12 protein-coding genes are annotated in these 15,583 nt (G+C 51.2%); 9 read left to right on the forward strand and 3 right to left on the reverse strand.

The window, feature by feature from the left end; translation table 11 throughout:
• Positions 1-6: 6 nt before the first annotated feature.
• Positions 7-849, reverse strand: coding sequence for a helix-turn-helix transcriptional regulator (locus ACN6MW_RS25740; protein ID WP_419876449.1), 843 nt, complete (start codon positions 847-849; stop codon positions 7-9).
• Between the two features lie 127 nt (positions 850-976).
• On the opposite strand from ACN6MW_RS25740, the gene fabF reads away from it, so the two are divergent.
• The 3 genes from fabF (at position 977) to ACN6MW_RS25755 (ending at position 4,381) form a co-directional block, all read left to right on the forward strand.
• On the forward strand, positions 977-2,224 hold the full coding sequence (gene fabF, locus ACN6MW_RS25745; RefSeq protein WP_419872699.1) for a beta-ketoacyl-ACP synthase II: 1,248 nt from the start codon (positions 977-979) through the stop codon (positions 2,222-2,224).
• 166 nt (positions 2,225-2,390) lie between these two features.
• Positions 2,391-3,470, forward strand: coding sequence for an AI-2E family transporter (locus tag ACN6MW_RS25750; RefSeq protein ID WP_419872700.1), 1,080 nt, complete (start codon positions 2,391-2,393; stop codon positions 3,468-3,470).
• A gap of 95 nt (positions 3,471-3,565) precedes the next feature.
• Entirely contained in the window at positions 3,566-4,381 is an 816-nt protein-coding gene (locus ACN6MW_RS25755) for a uroporphyrinogen-III synthase (RefSeq protein ID WP_419872701.1), read from the forward strand.
• 233 nt (positions 4,382-4,614) lie between these two features.
• Here ACN6MW_RS25755 and ACN6MW_RS25760 read toward each other — a convergent pair whose 3' ends face one another.
• Positions 4,615-5,289, reverse strand: coding sequence for a GntR family transcriptional regulator (locus ACN6MW_RS25760; protein ID WP_419876450.1), 675 nt, complete (start codon positions 5,287-5,289; stop codon positions 4,615-4,617).
• A gap of 199 nt (positions 5,290-5,488) precedes the next feature.
• On the opposite strand from ACN6MW_RS25760, the gene ACN6MW_RS25765 reads away from it, so the two are divergent.
• On the forward strand, positions 5,489-6,718 hold the full coding sequence (locus ACN6MW_RS25765) for an MFS transporter (protein ID WP_419872702.1): 1,230 nt from the start codon (positions 5,489-5,491) through the stop codon (positions 6,716-6,718).
• Between the two features lie 350 nt (positions 6,719-7,068).
• Here ACN6MW_RS25765 and ACN6MW_RS25770 read toward each other — a convergent pair whose 3' ends face one another.
• Positions 7,069-7,953 (reverse strand): helix-turn-helix domain-containing protein, encoded by an 885-nt coding sequence (locus ACN6MW_RS25770; RefSeq protein WP_419872703.1) that lies wholly within the window; start codon positions 7,951-7,953, stop codon positions 7,069-7,071.
• Between the two features lie 157 nt (positions 7,954-8,110).
• On the opposite strand from ACN6MW_RS25770, the gene ACN6MW_RS25775 reads away from it, so the two are divergent.
• The 5 genes from ACN6MW_RS25775 (at position 8,111) to ACN6MW_RS25795 (ending at position 15,516) form a co-directional block, all read left to right on the forward strand.
• The gene (locus tag ACN6MW_RS25775; protein WP_419872704.1) at positions 8,111-8,302 is read left to right on the forward strand and encodes a Gfo/Idh/MocA family oxidoreductase; all 192 of its coding nucleotides are present in this window, start codon (positions 8,111-8,113) and stop codon (positions 8,300-8,302) included.
• Between the two features lie 29 nt (positions 8,303-8,331).
• Complete coding sequence (locus tag ACN6MW_RS25780) at positions 8,332-9,192, forward strand: Gfo/Idh/MocA family protein (protein WP_419876451.1); 861 nt, start codon at positions 8,332-8,334, stop codon at positions 9,190-9,192.
• 31 nt (positions 9,193-9,223) lie between these two features.
• Positions 9,224-10,060, forward strand: coding sequence for a sugar phosphate isomerase/epimerase family protein (locus tag ACN6MW_RS25785; RefSeq protein WP_364141518.1), 837 nt, complete (start codon positions 9,224-9,226; stop codon positions 10,058-10,060).
• Between the two features lie 234 nt (positions 10,061-10,294).
• Positions 10,295-12,679 (forward strand): glycosyl hydrolase family 95 catalytic domain-containing protein, encoded by a 2,385-nt coding sequence (locus tag ACN6MW_RS25790; protein ID WP_419872705.1) that lies wholly within the window; start codon positions 10,295-10,297, stop codon positions 12,677-12,679.
• 5 nt (positions 12,680-12,684) lie between these two features.
• Positions 12,685-15,516 (forward strand): glycoside hydrolase family 3 C-terminal domain-containing protein, encoded by a 2,832-nt coding sequence (locus ACN6MW_RS25795; RefSeq protein ID WP_419872706.1) that lies wholly within the window; start codon positions 12,685-12,687, stop codon positions 15,514-15,516.
• Positions 15,517-15,583 lie beyond the last annotated feature (67 nt).

Here is a 15,583-nt window from a genome sequence, read left to right on the forward strand (position 1 = left end):
ATGTTCTTAGTCTTGTTTTTCCATTAACCGGCGCAGCTTGGACTCGGTCGACGACTCCGGCGCCGGCGTATAAACGCTGCATCTCAAATCGGATGGACCCTGCACTTGAAAAGAAGTCAGGTGAAACAGCATTTTCCCCACCTTCGCATGCCGAAATTCAAGCAGCACATCCGGAGCGGAGCTGACCTGGCTTTGCTCCCAAAGATATTGAAACTCCGGATGGCTGCCTTTCATTTCCTCAATAAACCGCTCATACCAATCATCCTGCACATATTGGCCGTAATAGGCGCGAAAGATGGCAAGATAGCCGCCTACAAAATGCTCCCAATTTCCCGCAAGCCTGCGAAACTCTTTCCGCGTAAATAACAGACGGATCATATTTCTCTGCTCTGGAGGAATTTGTTCGAAATCCATAAATACATGAGAGGCAGCCGCGTTCCAGCCGACAATTTGGCAACGGCGATCCGATATGATCGTTGGACAAAAACGCAGCTCCTGCAGTATGCGCTTGAGTGAAGGCGTCATTTCAGAATGCTCCTCGTCCATCGCAGGGGCGATATGTCCGGACCCTATGGCAAGGGCATATAAATATTTTCGCTCGTCTTCATTCATTTGCAGGGCGGCAGCCACGCAATCGAGAACGGAGCCGGATACTTTAATATCCCTGCCCTGTTCGAGCCATGTGTACCAGGTTGGGCTTACGCCGGCAAGCTGCGCAACTTCTTCTCTGCGTAAGCCGGGTGTCCTTCGCCGGGTGCCGGAAGGAAATCCGGCCGCTTCTGGCGAGATTTTGGCGCGCTTTGATTTTAAGAACGAAGAGAGAGCCTGCAATCTTGTTTCTTGGTTAATCATTCTTGTCATCCCCGTTCTTCCAATATCGTGGTACTCATTATACTATAATAAACTACAACTTGTAATAGGATAACTTCTATGACAAACTACAATCCATAAAGGAGTTTGCGAAGGAGGATTCACGATGGAACGAGTCGTAATTACAGGGATGGGCGTTATCTCGCCGCTGGGAAACAACGTAGAACAGTTTTGGGACGGATTAGTAAACGGGAGATCTGGTATATCATCAATCGATTCTTTCGATACCAGTAAGCATAAATCGAAAATCGGAGGCCTTGTGCGGGATTTTGACGCAGAGGCGCTGTTCGGCCGGAAGGAAGCCCGCCGCTTGGATCGTTTCAGCCAATTTGCGGTTGCAGCGGCTGAACAGGCACTGGGGGATGCGTCACTTGCAATGGACGATACGGATCGTGAACGCGTAGGCGTTTATGTAGGCTCCGGCATCGGCGGCATTCAAACCTTGCTCGGCCAAGCCGAGCTCTTGCATGAGAGAGGACCTGAACGGGTAAGTCCAACCCTTGTCCCGATGATGATTGCAAACATGGCCGCAGCCATGATCAGCATCCGTTTCGGCACGCAGGGTCCATCCATGGCTCCGGTAACGGCATGCTCCATCGGGAATACGGCGATCGGGGAAGCTTGGCGGCTTATCCGTTCAGGCGGCGCGGATGTAGTCATCGCAGGTGGCGCGGAAGCGGCCATTACGGATATATCGCTTGCCAGCTTCAGCAACGCAACCTCCGTTTCGACCCGAAACGAGAAGCCGGAACAAGCAAGCCGTCCCTTCGATGCCAGCCGCGACGGCTTTGTGATGGCTGAGGGTGCCGGCATACTTGTGATGGAGTCTTTATCACATGCGCAGCGCAGAGGCGCCCGTATTCATGCAGAGGTCGTCGGCTACGGCGCCAGCTCAGATGCCTATCATATGGTAGCCACGCATCCGGAGGGCATTGGTGCTTACCAAGCTATGAAGCATGCTTTGCGGGAAGCGGACCTAGCGCCTGATCAGATTGATGTGATCAGCGCGCATGCCACCAGCACGGAAATCGGCGACCGTTCGGAGACCGCGGCAATCAAAAAGCTGTTTGGCGAGCAAGCCTATCGCATTCCCGTGACTGCGAACAAGTCGATGACAGGTCATATGCTCGGCGCAGCAGGCGGAGTGGAAGCGATCGCTTTGGTGAAAAGCATACAGGCTGGCATGATCCCGCCGACAATCAACCAAGAGTCGCCTGATCCCGTTTGCGATCTCGATTACGTGCCGAACCAAGCGCGTCAGGCGAATATCGTAGTCGGCATGTCCAACTCCTTTGGCTTCGGCGGCCATAACGCGGTTATTATTTTGAAGAAATATGATGCGGAAAACGAGTAAGGGTTTCCAATATTTAAGGCAAAACAGCAGATCTTCGAGGGAGAAGCAGTCCCTAAGAAGATCTGCTTTTTTGTGTGTGAGCACAGGGAAGTCGGATGATGCGGAATCGTTTCAGCCGCAGGAGCAATGGGTAATAGGGAAGTAACCTATTGAAGAAGGTGATCAAATGGCCAGACATAATCGGTTTATCAGATGGTGTATTTCCATCATTTTAATACTGATCATTATTTACTTGGGATCGCGCGTCGATTTTATTTTCAAACCAGTGCTATCGCTTTTCAGCATGATTATCATTCCGCTTATGCTGGCGGGGTTTTTCTATTACTTGCTGCGTCCGCTCGTCAATATTATGGAACGGCGAAAAGTTAATCGAACTTTTGCGGTTTTACTTATTTATTTGGCCTTTGCCGCTATCTTTGTCGTCTTCAGCATAGGAGTATGGCCATCGCTTCGGACACAATTGTTGAATCTGCTTGAAAACGCGCCTACGCTGTTCATCACCTTAAGCGAGCAGGTGGCGGAGCTGGAGCATAATAGTTTTATTTCATCCTTCCTGCCGGAGAACGCTAATCCGTTAACCAAGCTGACCGAATATTTAAACAAAGGCTTTACGCTGTTAACGGACTATTTCTCCGGCATGCTCACGTTCTTCTCTAACTTTGCGATTGCACTCGTTACCTTCCCGATTCTTCTGTTCTATATGCTGAAGGAGGGCGGGAAGTTTGGCGAACAAATCGTCAGCTTTATTCCCAAGAGGTTTCGCAAGGACGGAACGGAAGTGATGGAGGATATCGATCATATGCTGAGCAGCTTTATTGTCGGCCGTGTCATTGTGAATCTGGCGCTTGGCGTATTCATGTATGTCGGCTTCCTTATCATTGACCTGCCATATGCGCTATTGCTGACGGTTGTCGCAGTCATTTTGAACTTTATTCCTTTTATCGGATCATTCCTGTCTTCCGTCCCGATCGTAATTATCGGATTCATCGAATCTCCTTCCATCGCCATCTGGTCGATTGTTATTATTACGTTATCCCAGCAGATTCAAGATAATTTAGTTGCGCCATACGTCTTCGGCAAGCAGCTTGATATCCATCCCATGACGACGATCGTGTTAGTGCTTGTCGGCGGGGACATTGCAGGCATTCTAGGGATTTTGCTAATTATTCCGGTTTATTTGATCCTAAAAATTGTATATTGCAGGGTGTATGAGATTTTTTTCAAGCAGCTATGGGAAAATGCCTGACATCTATCTGACATAAAGGATGCGTATTGCAGCTCCTTTTGGTATAATGACCTCGACTAAGGCAAATTTACCGAAAGTACGGTGGCTTGAATAATATGGGAATCAACGGATTACAGGGAAAACGGGTTGTCATTGCCGGATCGCGGAAAACGGATGAAATGGGCTTGATCATAGAGAAGCAGGGCGGAGTTCCTATCATTCGCTCCTTGCAGGGATTAACGATGTTTGAAGAGGAACAGCTGGAAAAACCGCTGCGCAGTTTCGTGGAGCTGGGCTCGGACTGGGTTATTTTGACGACGGGACTGGGCTCGGACAGCTTGGTTGCCGCCTCTGAGAAGCTGGGGCTCGGGCAAGATGTGCTTGCCCGGCTATCCGAAGCGAAGATCGCGACAAGGGGGTATAAAACCTCAGCGTTTTTGAAGCGGAACGGGCTTAAGGCGGTCGTCAGCGATGATGACGGAACGATGCAGGGGCTCATAGAAAACTTGTCTGACTATGATTTTTCCGGGCAGCGCGTTTGGATCCAGCTTCATGGTGAACCAGCGCCGGAGCTGGTAAGTTTTCTTGAAAGCAAAGGCGCGTCGCAGGTGGAGTCTGTGCTGCCATACAGACATGTTCCGCCAAGCGAAGAGACCTTGGCAACGCTTATGGAAGAGCTTGCGGAAGGATCCGTCGATACGGTGTGCTTTACGACGGCGGTTCAGGTGCATTATTTGTTCAGGCATGCGGTCGCAGCAGGTCGCAAGGAGCAGCTGTTGGCATGCTTTGAGCAGCAGGTTGTCGCTGCCGCGGTAGGCAAGGTAACGGCTGAAGCGCTGAAGGAATACGGCGTGAAACGAATGGTTGTTCCGGAAATCGAAAGAATGGGTGCTTTGATCATCGAGATTGCCCGTTATTTTGAGCGGGAATGAATGAGAGAGGGCTGACCATGCGGCAGCCAGTGCTCGGATCATTTCCAAGCTTTTCTCCAAACTAAATAGCTGTCGAATAGGGCGACTTTGTTCCCGGCGTTTATGCCGGAAGCAGCATCGCCCTTTATTTTGCTCGATGGCGGGATGCAAGTTATCGCGACAGCAAAAAAAAGGGATCAGGCAGGCGCAGCCGCTGCTTGATCCCTTTTGTTTATGAACGATAAGCACAAGCTTTAAAGCGGGCGAAGCATTTTATCCAAATGCTCGAGCGGTCTTTCAAGGTTATGCTTCATTAATCGCGCTGCCGCTTCGGAATCGCGCGCTTCCAGTGCCTTGATGATTGCTTCATGATCATCGACGGCAGCTTGGGACTCCCAATTCGGCCGCTTGATGAAGATATATTTATACCTTCTGATATGCATTTGCAGGGAGGAGCAGAAGGATGAGATATGGGGGTTATTCGCGATAAGCAAGATCGTTTCATGAAATTCCTCATCATATTCCATTGCTTCATAGAGCTGCTCGTTGTTCACATATTCGTTGAAGCTGGCATTGATTGCCCGAAGCTGGTCGATATGCTCCTGCTGCACATTTTGAGCTGCGAGTTCCGCAGCTAATGCTTGAAGCGCCGTAAGCGGAGCATACAGCTTGAGGATATCATCTTTCTCCAACGTCGTTACGCGTGTTTCCTTGCCTGGAAAGGTTTGGATCAGCCCTTGGACCTCGAGCAGCTGAAAGGCTTCTCTTATCGGCGTGCGGCTTACGCCAAGCGCTTCGGACAGCTCGGTATCGTTCAGCTTTTCTCCAGGCTGGAGCGTGCCGTCGATAATCCATTTTTGCAGCTGGCTCAAGGTTCGCTCTTTGGCAGATAGTCTGACAGGGGATGAATAGTCGGTTGGAATAGGCAGCGGAGACCCTCCTTGTATGATGTGGATACCTTATTAGCGAATTAGAAAATATATCAATATATAATATATCGCAGAGGAGACCTTGGACGCAAACGACCGGGCACATGATCTTTTGTTGCTTTTAACCGAAAATGGAAATATAATATGCGATATATTGCATATCACAAAAATCATACCTATTCAGGAAGGAGCGTTGTCCATGCCAAGCACCCAAGCTTCCCTTGCGGCGCCGCCGTCTGTTACGAAGACGATATACCCGCTCTTGTTTGCGATTAGCTTCGTTCATTTGATTAATGACACGATTCAATCGGTCGTTCCGGCATTATTTCCGATCCTAAAGGATTCGCTATCCCTCACCTTCGCGCAAATCGGATTGATCTCGTTAATGATCAATATAACGGCAGCCATGCTGCAGCCTGTCATTGGCATTTTATCCGATTCGCATCCGAAGCCGATGCTGCTCCCAATCGGTATGCTGTTCACGATGGGAGGCGTGGCGGCGCTTTCCTACGCCACTCACTTCTGGATGGTGATGGCCGCGGTGATGCTGATCGGTATCGGTTCTGCGGTTTTCCATCCGGCATCCGCGCGCGTTTCGTATTTAGCTTCTGGCATGAAAAAAGGAACGGGACAGTCCATTTTTCAATTTGGCGGAAATATCGGGCAGTCGCTTGCGCCCATCATGACGGCCGTACTGTTCGTGCATACGGGTCAGCGCGGGGTCATCTGGTTCGCTCTCGTCGTTTCGGTCGGGATCTTTATACAATTCAACGTAGCAAAATGGTACGGCAAACAGCTTGCGCTCGCACCCGCCGTTCAAAAAAAGGACACGGCTAAGCCCGCCTCGAAACTTAACGTATCTGCGGGTAAAGTCGTCTTTGCGATTACGATCCTCATGATTCTTGTTTTTTCTAAAAATGTATACATCGCCGCGATCAGCAGCTATTATTCCTTTTACGCGATGGCTCATTTTGGCCTTTCCGTCAGCCATGCGCAAATGGTGCTGTTCGTCTTTCTCGCCGCGAATGTCATCGGACTGCTGCTTGGCGGCGTGCTGGCGGATAAATTCAGCCGGCGCAGCTTAATCTGGTTTTCTATTTTAGGGACGGCGCCGTTTGCGCTGCTGCTTCCTTATGCGAACTTAACCTTTTCGGTCATTTTAATCTTCTGCGCGGGGCTAATATTGGCTTCTGCCTTCTCCGTCATTTTGGTTTATGCGAACGAGCTGCTTCCGGGCAGGGTCGGCCTTGTCTCGGGTGTGTTTTTCGGAATGGCATTTGGCCTTGCTGGCATTGGCTCTGCGATCCTCGGCAATTTGGCGGATGCCATGGGCATCGAGTTCGTTATCCGCTGCACCTCGTATTTGCCGCTGCTCGGTATGCTCACGATCCTGCTGCCTTCCGATCGGAAAGCCGCGGAAAATAAGTAGCTCAAAACGGTATAGGGGAACCAAGGATTTTGAAGCCGCTGGATGAGCAAGGTGAATAAGGTAAGGCAGGCTCCTTCAGACCAGGAGCCATGGGAGGACGTTTTTTCTCACTTGGACAATTTCCGCGTTGTCCCCGCACACATACAATAATGGTGTATAGCCTAATCGGTGCTGGAAGGGGAGTAGCGCTGTGAGTAAGCGGACTTTAATGGTGGTGTCGCTAGTCATTTACGTATTGCTAGCCATTATATTCGTGGTTTTGTCTATTTTCGATTAAACACATAACAGCGCAAGGGCTGCCACGCGAGTAGAAGAATCTACTTGGGGCAGCCCTTGTTTATAGAAGTAAGCTATTGTTGTACAAGCGTCTCCTGGCTAAGCTTCATTTTACGGTAATCCTTTGGAACGACGCCCTTTGTTTCGCGAAAAATACGTGAAAACGTTTTGTAGGAACCGTAGCCGACCTCGAGCGCGATTTCGGCGACACTCATATCCGTAGAAACAAGCAGGCTGCACGCATGCCGCAGACGCAAATCATGGAGGAAATGAACAAATGTCTGCCCTGTTGTCTGCTTAATTACCTCGCTGATCCGGGAAACGCTGAGGGAAAAGCGGCTTGCAAGGTCCGAAAGCGCAAGCTCGTCCTGATAATGGCGATGGATATAATGAATGATTGGCCAAATGGAGGCGCTTGACCTCGGCGCATGCCTCGAGATATCCGCTAGAGGCTCCTCTTTCCGGCGGTACCGGTCGAAGCAAACCAAGATTTCCTTTAGCTTTACCTGCAGCATCGTGCGGCGCCAAGGCTCTTTCCCCTCATACTCTTGAAACATCTCCTCGATCAACTGCTTCATCCGTTCATTGCCGGCGCCGCTTAGCTGAGCGAACGGAGGCAGCGTATTCTGGTCAATCAGATCCAATAAGCCCTCATCTTGGCCAGGCTCCATCAATAAATCCATGCTGAACATACAGTTATACAAGACCAAGGTGCTTCCGGGCTCCGTAAAGAGCTCATGCACCTGATAGGGCAATACGAATGTAAACGTGCCTGGCAGCATTTGATGCCGGGCATCGTTGATAGATTCGGAGCCTCTGCCGTCGACGACATACGAGAATTCCAGAAAGTCATGACGGTGCGGACGAAAGCCGTGATAGAGACGGTTCAAGCTGATGTGGAGTGGCGAAGAGGTATTCATATTTGGATACGTTTTCAGATAATCAGGTATGTAAGTCATGAATGGTTGATAACCTCCGAAAAACTGAGACATTTAACGAAAAACGAGCACGATTTCCAATCCCGTTTATTCTAACATAAATAACGAGAACGAGCGTTAGCAAAATCAATGCTTATAAAACGGACTTTGTCTTATAAAAAACGTAGGAGGAATCTTTATGTCTACAGAAAATAAAACAAGAATAGGTATGATCGGCGCGGGTAATATCGGCAATGTCCATGCAGGCGAATTTTCGAAGCTGGGCGATGATTGCGTCATTACGGCGGTAACCGATCTGGATTTGGCGCGTGCGGAGAAGCTGGCGAAGCAGTACGGCATTGAAAATGTAATCGCTACAAATACGAACTGATCGCGCGTTCGGATATCGATGCCATTATTATTGGCGTACCTAACCAGTTTCATGCCCCGCTGGCCGTACAGGCGCTGGCTGCAGGCAAGCATGTGCTTTTGGAGAAGCCGATGGGCATCAACAGCGAAGCCGCTCGCCAAATTTTGCATGCTGCCGAAACATCGGACCGCGTGGTTATGGTTGCGCATCAAATGCGTTGGGAATCTATCGCGATGCAGATCAAAGAGCAAATCGAGCGGGGCGAGCTTGGGAAAATCTATTCGGCAAAAACCGGCTGGTTCCGCCGCAAAGGCATCCCGGGCTGGGGCACATGGTTTACGCAAATGGACCAATCCGGCGGCGGTCCGCTAATCGATATCGGCGTTCACATGCTTGACCTTGCGCTATACTTAATGGGCAATCCTAAGCCGGTTTCGGTTTATGGTTCAACCTATGCAGAATTTGGTCCAAACCGCAAAGGCATCGGCACATGGGGTACGCCGGATTGGGACGGGACTTATGATGTAGAAGATTTGGCAACCGCGCTGATTAAAATGGAAGACGGCAGCACGCTGTCGCTGGAAGTAAGCTGGGCTGTACATATGGATACGGACAATTCCCCGTTCATCCATGTGATGGGTTCCGAAGGAGGAGCCAGCTACCGCGGTTCCGAAGGCAAGCTGCTTACTGAAAAATTCGACCGTCCTATTGAAAGCGTGTTGAGCAAACCGGATAATGACGAGGGAGAGCGTGCGCGTTTGAGCCGCCACTTCCTGGCGTGCATCCGTGAAGGCAAACAGCCGATTACTTCCGTGCTGTCAGGCTTTACGAACAACCTGGTGCTTGATGCCATTTATGAATCTTCCCGCACGGGCAATGAAGTAAAGCTGGATTGGAATTTAAAGCAATAATATTCGATATGAAAATAGAGGAGGTCATGAAATGCTGAGAGGTTTAACCGGCGCAGGGCTTGGACGCATTGAGAGCGATGAGCGCCTCATCGAGCTTGCTGGCGCATACGGCTTCCAAGCCGTGGATTTAGATGCGGGATCGCTTATCGAACGCCATGGCGTAGAGAAAGCACGCGAGCTTCTAGCGAACAACGGCTTGGTAATCGGATCGATCGGTCTGCCTGTTGAATGGAGAACGACCGAAGAGGCTTTTCTTGAAGGTTTAGAGAAGCTGGCAAGCGCTGCTGCGGCAGCGGCGGCTCTAGGCTGCACAAGCTGCTGCACTTATATCCTGCCGTCAACGGATTTAAAAGCAGCGCGTTTCATGGCGCTTGCCACGCGCAGGCTGCGTACCTGTGCGCAAATATTAGGCGCTTACGGCATTCGGCTTGGGCTGGAGTTCGTTGGACCCCATCATTTGCGCACTCGCTGGGCGAACCCGTTTATTTGGACGCTTGAGGAGACGCTGGAGTGGATTGACGCGATTGGCGAGAGCAATGTCGGCTTGTTGTTCGATGCTTATCATTGGTATACGAACGAGTTGACTACTGCGGATATTGAAGCGCTCCGCGCCGATCAAATCGTGCATGTGCATATCAATGACGCGCCAAACGTTCCTGTGGAAGAAGCGCTCGATAATGGCCGCATCTATCCGGGCGAAGGGGTTATTGATTTGGCGGGATTCCTGCAGTCGCTTGCGAAAATCGGCTATAAAGGAGCCGTATCGCAGGAGATTTTAACGGCTGAAGCGCCAGCGCAATCACCGGAGGAGCTCATTCAGCGCTCCAAAGCCGGATTTGACAAGGTATTCGGAGCAGCTGGCTTGTAAAGGTATAAGCGGGTTTCTCCATTCTCGATCGAAATCGTTGTAGGCATCGGCTGGTGCTTACAACGATTTTTTTGTTTTTCGTTTTTTTGCGTTCCGGCACCAGGCAAGCGCTAATTTCCATATGAATTTTTATGAAATCTGATGGGTACTGTACGAGAGGTATATTCCGTTATGATGGATAATAAGCGTTTTTTTATAATATTAAGTCGAGAGAGATAACAGGAGACCAACAATATGAGCTATGGGTCAGAGCAAGGACATCCGTTGAACCTTTGGTATAAGCAGCCGGCTTCCCGGTGGGAAGAAGCGCTGCCGGTCGGCAATGGCCGAATCGGCGGCATGGTATTTGGCGGCGTGGATAAGGAACGCGTTCAATTAAATGAAGATACGTTGTGGTCGGGCTTTCCGCGCGATACGAACAATTACGAGGCATTGCGCTATTTAAAGCGCTCACGTGAATTAATCAAGGAAAAACGATTCGTTGAAGCAGAGCAGCTTATAGAAGCGAAAATGCTTGGGACGAATACGGAATCCTACCAGCCTATGGGCGATTGGTACGTTGAGCAGCATTTTTCTGCGAATAATAGTCGGCCGGAAGATTATGTCCGCAGACTTGATATTGACTCAGGGATCGCTTCTACGCGGTTTCAAGTCGGGCAAACGGAATTTATGCGCGAGCTATTCATAAGCGCGGTCGATCAGGTGATGTGCGCCAGGTATGAAGCGAACGGCGATCAGAGGCTGGAGCTTACGGCTTCGCTGCAAGCATCGGTACAGTACGCTCTTTCTTCTGCGTCAGGCGAGGCGATCGTCCTGCACGGACGCTGTCCGAGCCATGTGGCTGACAATTACCGGGGCGATCATCCAAGAGCGGTACAGTATGAGGACAACCGAGGCATTACTTTTCAGGCTAAGCTGCAGGTCATCGTTGACGGCGGTCATGTAACGATTAGCGAAAATAACCAACTTAAGATTCAGGGCGCCCGTACGGCTATTTTTCTGCTCAGCGCCGCGACGAGCTTCGAGAAATTCGATCAACCGCCGATCAAGAGCGAGGCGGAGCTAAGCGAAAGAAATAACAAGGTGATTACTGCGGCATTGAGTTACACCTATGATCAGCTGCGAGAGAGGCATATTCGGGATCACCGCGAATTATTTCAGCGGGTCAGCATCGATTTAGGTCAAACGCCGAATGCGCTGTTACCGACAGACGAGCGTCTTGAAGCGTATAAGCGCGGCGAGCAGGATCCCCAGCTTGAAGCTTTGTATTTTCAATATGGCCGATATTTGCTCATGGCCAGCTCCCGTCCCGGGACACAGCCGGCGAATCTTCAGGGAATATGGAATGACCGGGTGCAGCCACCTTGGAACAGCGATTATACAACAAATATAAATACGCAAATGAATTATTGGCCTGCCGAGCTGGCTAACTTGAGCGAATGCCATGAGCCTTTGCTTAAGCTGATCGACGAGCTTAGCGAGACCGGCGCACGCACGGCAGCCATTCATTACGACAGCGCGGGGTGGGCAGTGCATCACAATGTCGATCTTTGGCGGACATCGACACCGACCGCAGGCCATCCGAGCTGGGCCTTCTGGCCGCTCGGCGGCGTTTGGCTGACGCAGCATTTGTGGGAGCATTATTTATATAATCCGAATGAAGCTTTCTTAAGGGAGAAAGCTTATCCCCTCATGAAGGGAGCGGCGCTATTTTGTTTGGACTGGCTGCAGGAAAACGAAGACGGACAGCTGATGACGTCGCCTTCCACGTCGCCTGAGAACAAGTTTTTGACTTTGCAGGGCGAGGCAAGCAGCGTAGCGGAATCGTCTGCCATGGATATTACCTTAATCGGTGAGCTGTTTGATCACTGTCTCACCGCGGCGGGGCTGCTGCAGCTGGATGATTCCTTTGTTCAGCGGCTGGAAGAGGCAAAGCGCAAGCTTCCTCCGCTGCAGATTTCTCCAAACGGTTTATTGCAGGAATGGCATGAGCATTTCGAAGAGCATGAACCCGGGCATCGCCATGTCTCGCATCTGTTCGGTTTATATCCGGGTACGACCATTAATTCAGAAACGGCGCCAGAGCTCGTGGAAGCAAGCAGGCTGTCGCTGGAAAGCCGGATACGGAGCGAAGGAGGCCATACGGGCTGGAGCTGCGCGTGGCTCATTAACCTCTACGCGCGGCTTCAGGATCCAGAATCCTCGTATCGCTTTGTTCATACGCTGCTCGCGCGCTCGACGCATCCGAATTTGTTCGATGACCATCCGCCGTTTCAAATTGACGGCAACTTTGGCGGTTCGGCCGGTATCGCCGAGCTGCTGCTGCAAAGCCATTTGGGCAGCATCGAGCTTCTGCCGGCTCTGCCTGCAGCTTGGCCGAACGGCTCTGTCAAAGGCCTCAAGGCAAGAGGCGGCTTTGCCGTTGAGATCGAATGGGCTGTCGGAAAGCTGGCAGGAGGCCGGATTTATTCCACCCATGGATCGGAATGCAGACTGCATTCCAAAGAAGCTATCCGAATTCAAGCCGCGGATGGCACCGTCATTGACGGTTCCAAGCCGTTCAAGACCGCTATTAACGAATGGTACAGCATCATACCTGCAACTATAGAAGGGGAGTAACCTTAATGACAACGAATACGCATTTCCCATTTCAAAATACAGAGCTGCCGCTGGAAGAACGGGTATCCGACCTCGTTTCCCGGTTCACGCTCGATGAGAAAATTGATTCCATGGTCCAGTATCAGCCTGAAATCGAACGGTTAGGCGTTAAGCCTTACAAGCACGGAACGGAAGCCGCACACGGCATGGCTTGGCTAGGCGAAGCGACGACGTTCCCGCAGCCGATCGGGCTGGGCTGTACTTGGAATCCCGTGCTGCTCAAAGAGGTAGGCTCCGTTATCGGCGATGAGGCGCGCGTCTATTTTCAGCGCAACCCGGCCATTAACGGCTTGACCCTTTGGGCGCCGACCGTCGATATGGAGCGTGATCCGCGCTGGGGACGGACGGAGGAAGCGTACGGGGAGGATCCGAAGCTGACTGGCGAGCTGACGGCATCGCTCGTGCAAGGCATTCAAGGCGATCATCCGCTTTATTTCAAAGCCGTAGCTACCTTGAAGCATTTTATCGGCAATAATAATGAAATCAATCGCGGCAGCTGCTCGGCAAGCATTGACCCGCGCAATATGAAGGAATATTACCAAGCCGCGTTTAAGCCTGCTTTCGTTAAGGGCGGCGCGCATTCCATGATGACCTCGTACAATTCGGTTAACGGCACGCCGACGATTTTGCATGAAGACGTGAACAAAGTGGTAAAAGAAGAATGGGGCATGAACGGATTCATCGTAAGCGATGCGGGTGATCTTCTAGGAATCGTTAACGATCATAAATATTACGATTCCTATAAAGATGCCGTTGCGCATTCCATCAAAGCGGGAATCGACAGCATTACCGATGACAAGGAAAAATCATGCGCCGCCATTCGCGAGGCTTTGGCCGAAGGGCTGCTGACGGAGCAGGATTTGGACAAAGCGCTCATCAACACATTCCGCGTTCGCTTCCGCCTTGGCGAATTCGATCCGGCCGAGCAAAATCCATACGCGAATATGCCGGAATCAAAGCTTTGCGCGCCTGAGCATGGCGAGCTGTCGCTGCAGGCTGCACGCGAGTCCATCGTATTGCTGAAGAATGAGAATAAGACTTTGCCTTTGGACAAAGAGAAGCTCAATCACGTAGCCGTAATCGGACCGCTTGCCGATGTTGTTTACCGTGACTGGTATTCCGGTTCTCTTCCGTATAAAGTAACGCCGCTTGAAGGCATCCAAAGCAAGCTGAACGGCAAAACGGTCTCTTACAGCAGCGGAAATGACCGCGTCGTATTGAAATCAGCGGCTAACGGCAAAGCGCTGAGCGCTTCCACCGACAATGAAAGCCGTCTGCAAGCGGGCGATTCGGATGAAGCAGGCGAAACGTTCGAGATAACCGATTGGGGCTGGGGAAGCTTTACGCTAGAAAGCAAGAGGACCGGCAAGCTGCTGACAAGCGCCGATGACGTGAATATCGCTGCGGCAGCGAGCGAAGCCTTCGGCTGGTATGTGAAGGAAGTATTTAAGCTGGATGAGCAATCCAATCATCAATTCGCGATTCGCACATGGAACGGCAGACTGGTTACCGCTCGGAGCGGCGGCGCGGATTCGCTTCAAGTGACGGAGGCTGCAGAAATCGGTGCAACCGAGCTGTTTACGAAAGACGTGATAGCGGATGGTATCGCTGAGGCAGTAGCCGCAGCCAAGGCAGCAGAAACGGCAATCGTCGTCGTGGGCAATAATCCGCTGATTAACGGCAAGGAAGAAATTGACCGTCCGAGCCTTGATCTTGCCGCTTCTCAAAATGAATTGATCAGCGCAGTGTACGCCGCGAATCCAAATACGGTCGTTGTCGTTATCGGGAGTTATCCGTTTACGCTGAATGCGGTTAATGAACAAATTCCGGCGATTATCTATTTGTCTCATGCAGGGCAGGAGCTTGGCAACGCCATCGCAGACGTTCTATTCGGCGATTACTCCCCTGCGGGACGCCTGAATATGACCTGGTACAAATCGGAGGAGCAGCTGACAGATCTGATGGATTATGATATTTTGAAGGGGAAAAGGACGTATTTGTATTTTGACGGAGAGCCTTTGTATCCGTTTGGCTATGGTCTCAGCTATGGTTCCTTCCAGTATAGTCCGCTGGAAATTACAAACAATGCCGTAAGCATTGACGGAAGCGTAACGGTTCAGCTTCAAGTGACGAATACGTCCGGCTTGAAAGCCGATGAGGTTGTTCAGTTGTATGTCCGTACGGAAGGCTCGAGAGTGGCGCGTCCGCTGAAGAAGCTGGTCGGCTTTACGCGCATTACGCTGCAGCCGGGCGAGACGAAGGATGTTCAGCTCATCGTTCCCGCGGAAGAGCTTGCCCTCTGGGATGTCACGCGTGACCGCTTCTGCCTGGAAGCTGCGGAGTATACGTTCAGCGCAGGCAGTTCCTCCGCTGACGTGAAAGCTTCTGCCTCCATTCGGATCGATGGCGAGATTATCCCGGCGCGCAATCTATCCCAGCAAACCCGCGCAGAAAATTATGACGATTACGCCAATGTTTATTTGGATGAGAGCAAGGAAGGCGGCACGGCGGTAAGGCTGTCGCAGGCAGAAGGCTGGATCAAATTCGCCGACGTCGACTGGTCGAACGGATCCGCCGTATTCGAGGCCCGCGTCAGCGGCGGCGAACAAGGCGGCGAGCTAACCATTCGAATCGGCGGATTGGATTCGGCGGTTATCGGCTCTTGCCCAGTTGATGCGAGCAGGGAGCAAGAGTGGCAAAACGTTCGAATCGAACTGCCGGACGCGAAGTCCGATGGAGATTTGGTTATCGGCTTAAAGGGAAGCGTGAAGCTTAGCGGATTCCGCATCCAAGAATAGACTAGATCCGAGCGACGAGCGGAGCTGTGCCATAGGCCGAAAGAGGCCCTTGGCACAGCTCCGTTTT

It is taken from the genome of Pristimantibacillus sp. PTI5 (genome assembly GCF_048572955.1).
In the GTDB taxonomy this organism is placed as follows: Bacteria; Bacillota; Bacilli; order Paenibacillales; family Paenibacillaceae; genus Pristimantibacillus.

Coding starts and splice junctions, on each gene's coding strand:
- ACN6MW_RS25770 (WP_419872703.1), bottom strand. CDS start 7,953: ATGACTTACATACCTGATTATCTGAAAACGTATCCAAATATGAATACC.
- fabF (WP_419872699.1), top strand. CDS start 977: ATGGAACGAGTCGTAATTACAGGGATGGGCGTTATCTCGCCGCTGGGA.
- ACN6MW_RS25795 (WP_419872706.1), top strand. CDS start 12,685: ATGACAACGAATACGCATTTCCCATTTCAAAATACAGAGCTGCCGCTG.
- ACN6MW_RS25765 (WP_419872702.1), top strand. CDS start 5,489: ATGCCAAGCACCCAAGCTTCCCTTGCGGCGCCGCCGTCTGTTACGAAG.
- ACN6MW_RS25775 (WP_419872704.1), top strand. CDS start 8,111: ATGTCTACAGAAAATAAAACAAGAATAGGTATGATCGGCGCGGGTAAT.
- ACN6MW_RS25785 (WP_364141518.1), top strand. CDS start 9,224: ATGCTGAGAGGTTTAACCGGCGCAGGGCTTGGACGCATTGAGAGCGAT.
- ACN6MW_RS25750 (WP_419872700.1), top strand. CDS start 2,391: ATGGCCAGACATAATCGGTTTATCAGATGGTGTATTTCCATCATTTTA.
- ACN6MW_RS25790 (WP_419872705.1), top strand. CDS start 10,295: ATGAGCTATGGGTCAGAGCAAGGACATCCGTTGAACCTTTGGTATAAG.
- ACN6MW_RS25755 (WP_419872701.1), top strand. CDS start 3,566: ATGGGAATCAACGGATTACAGGGAAAACGGGTTGTCATTGCCGGATCG.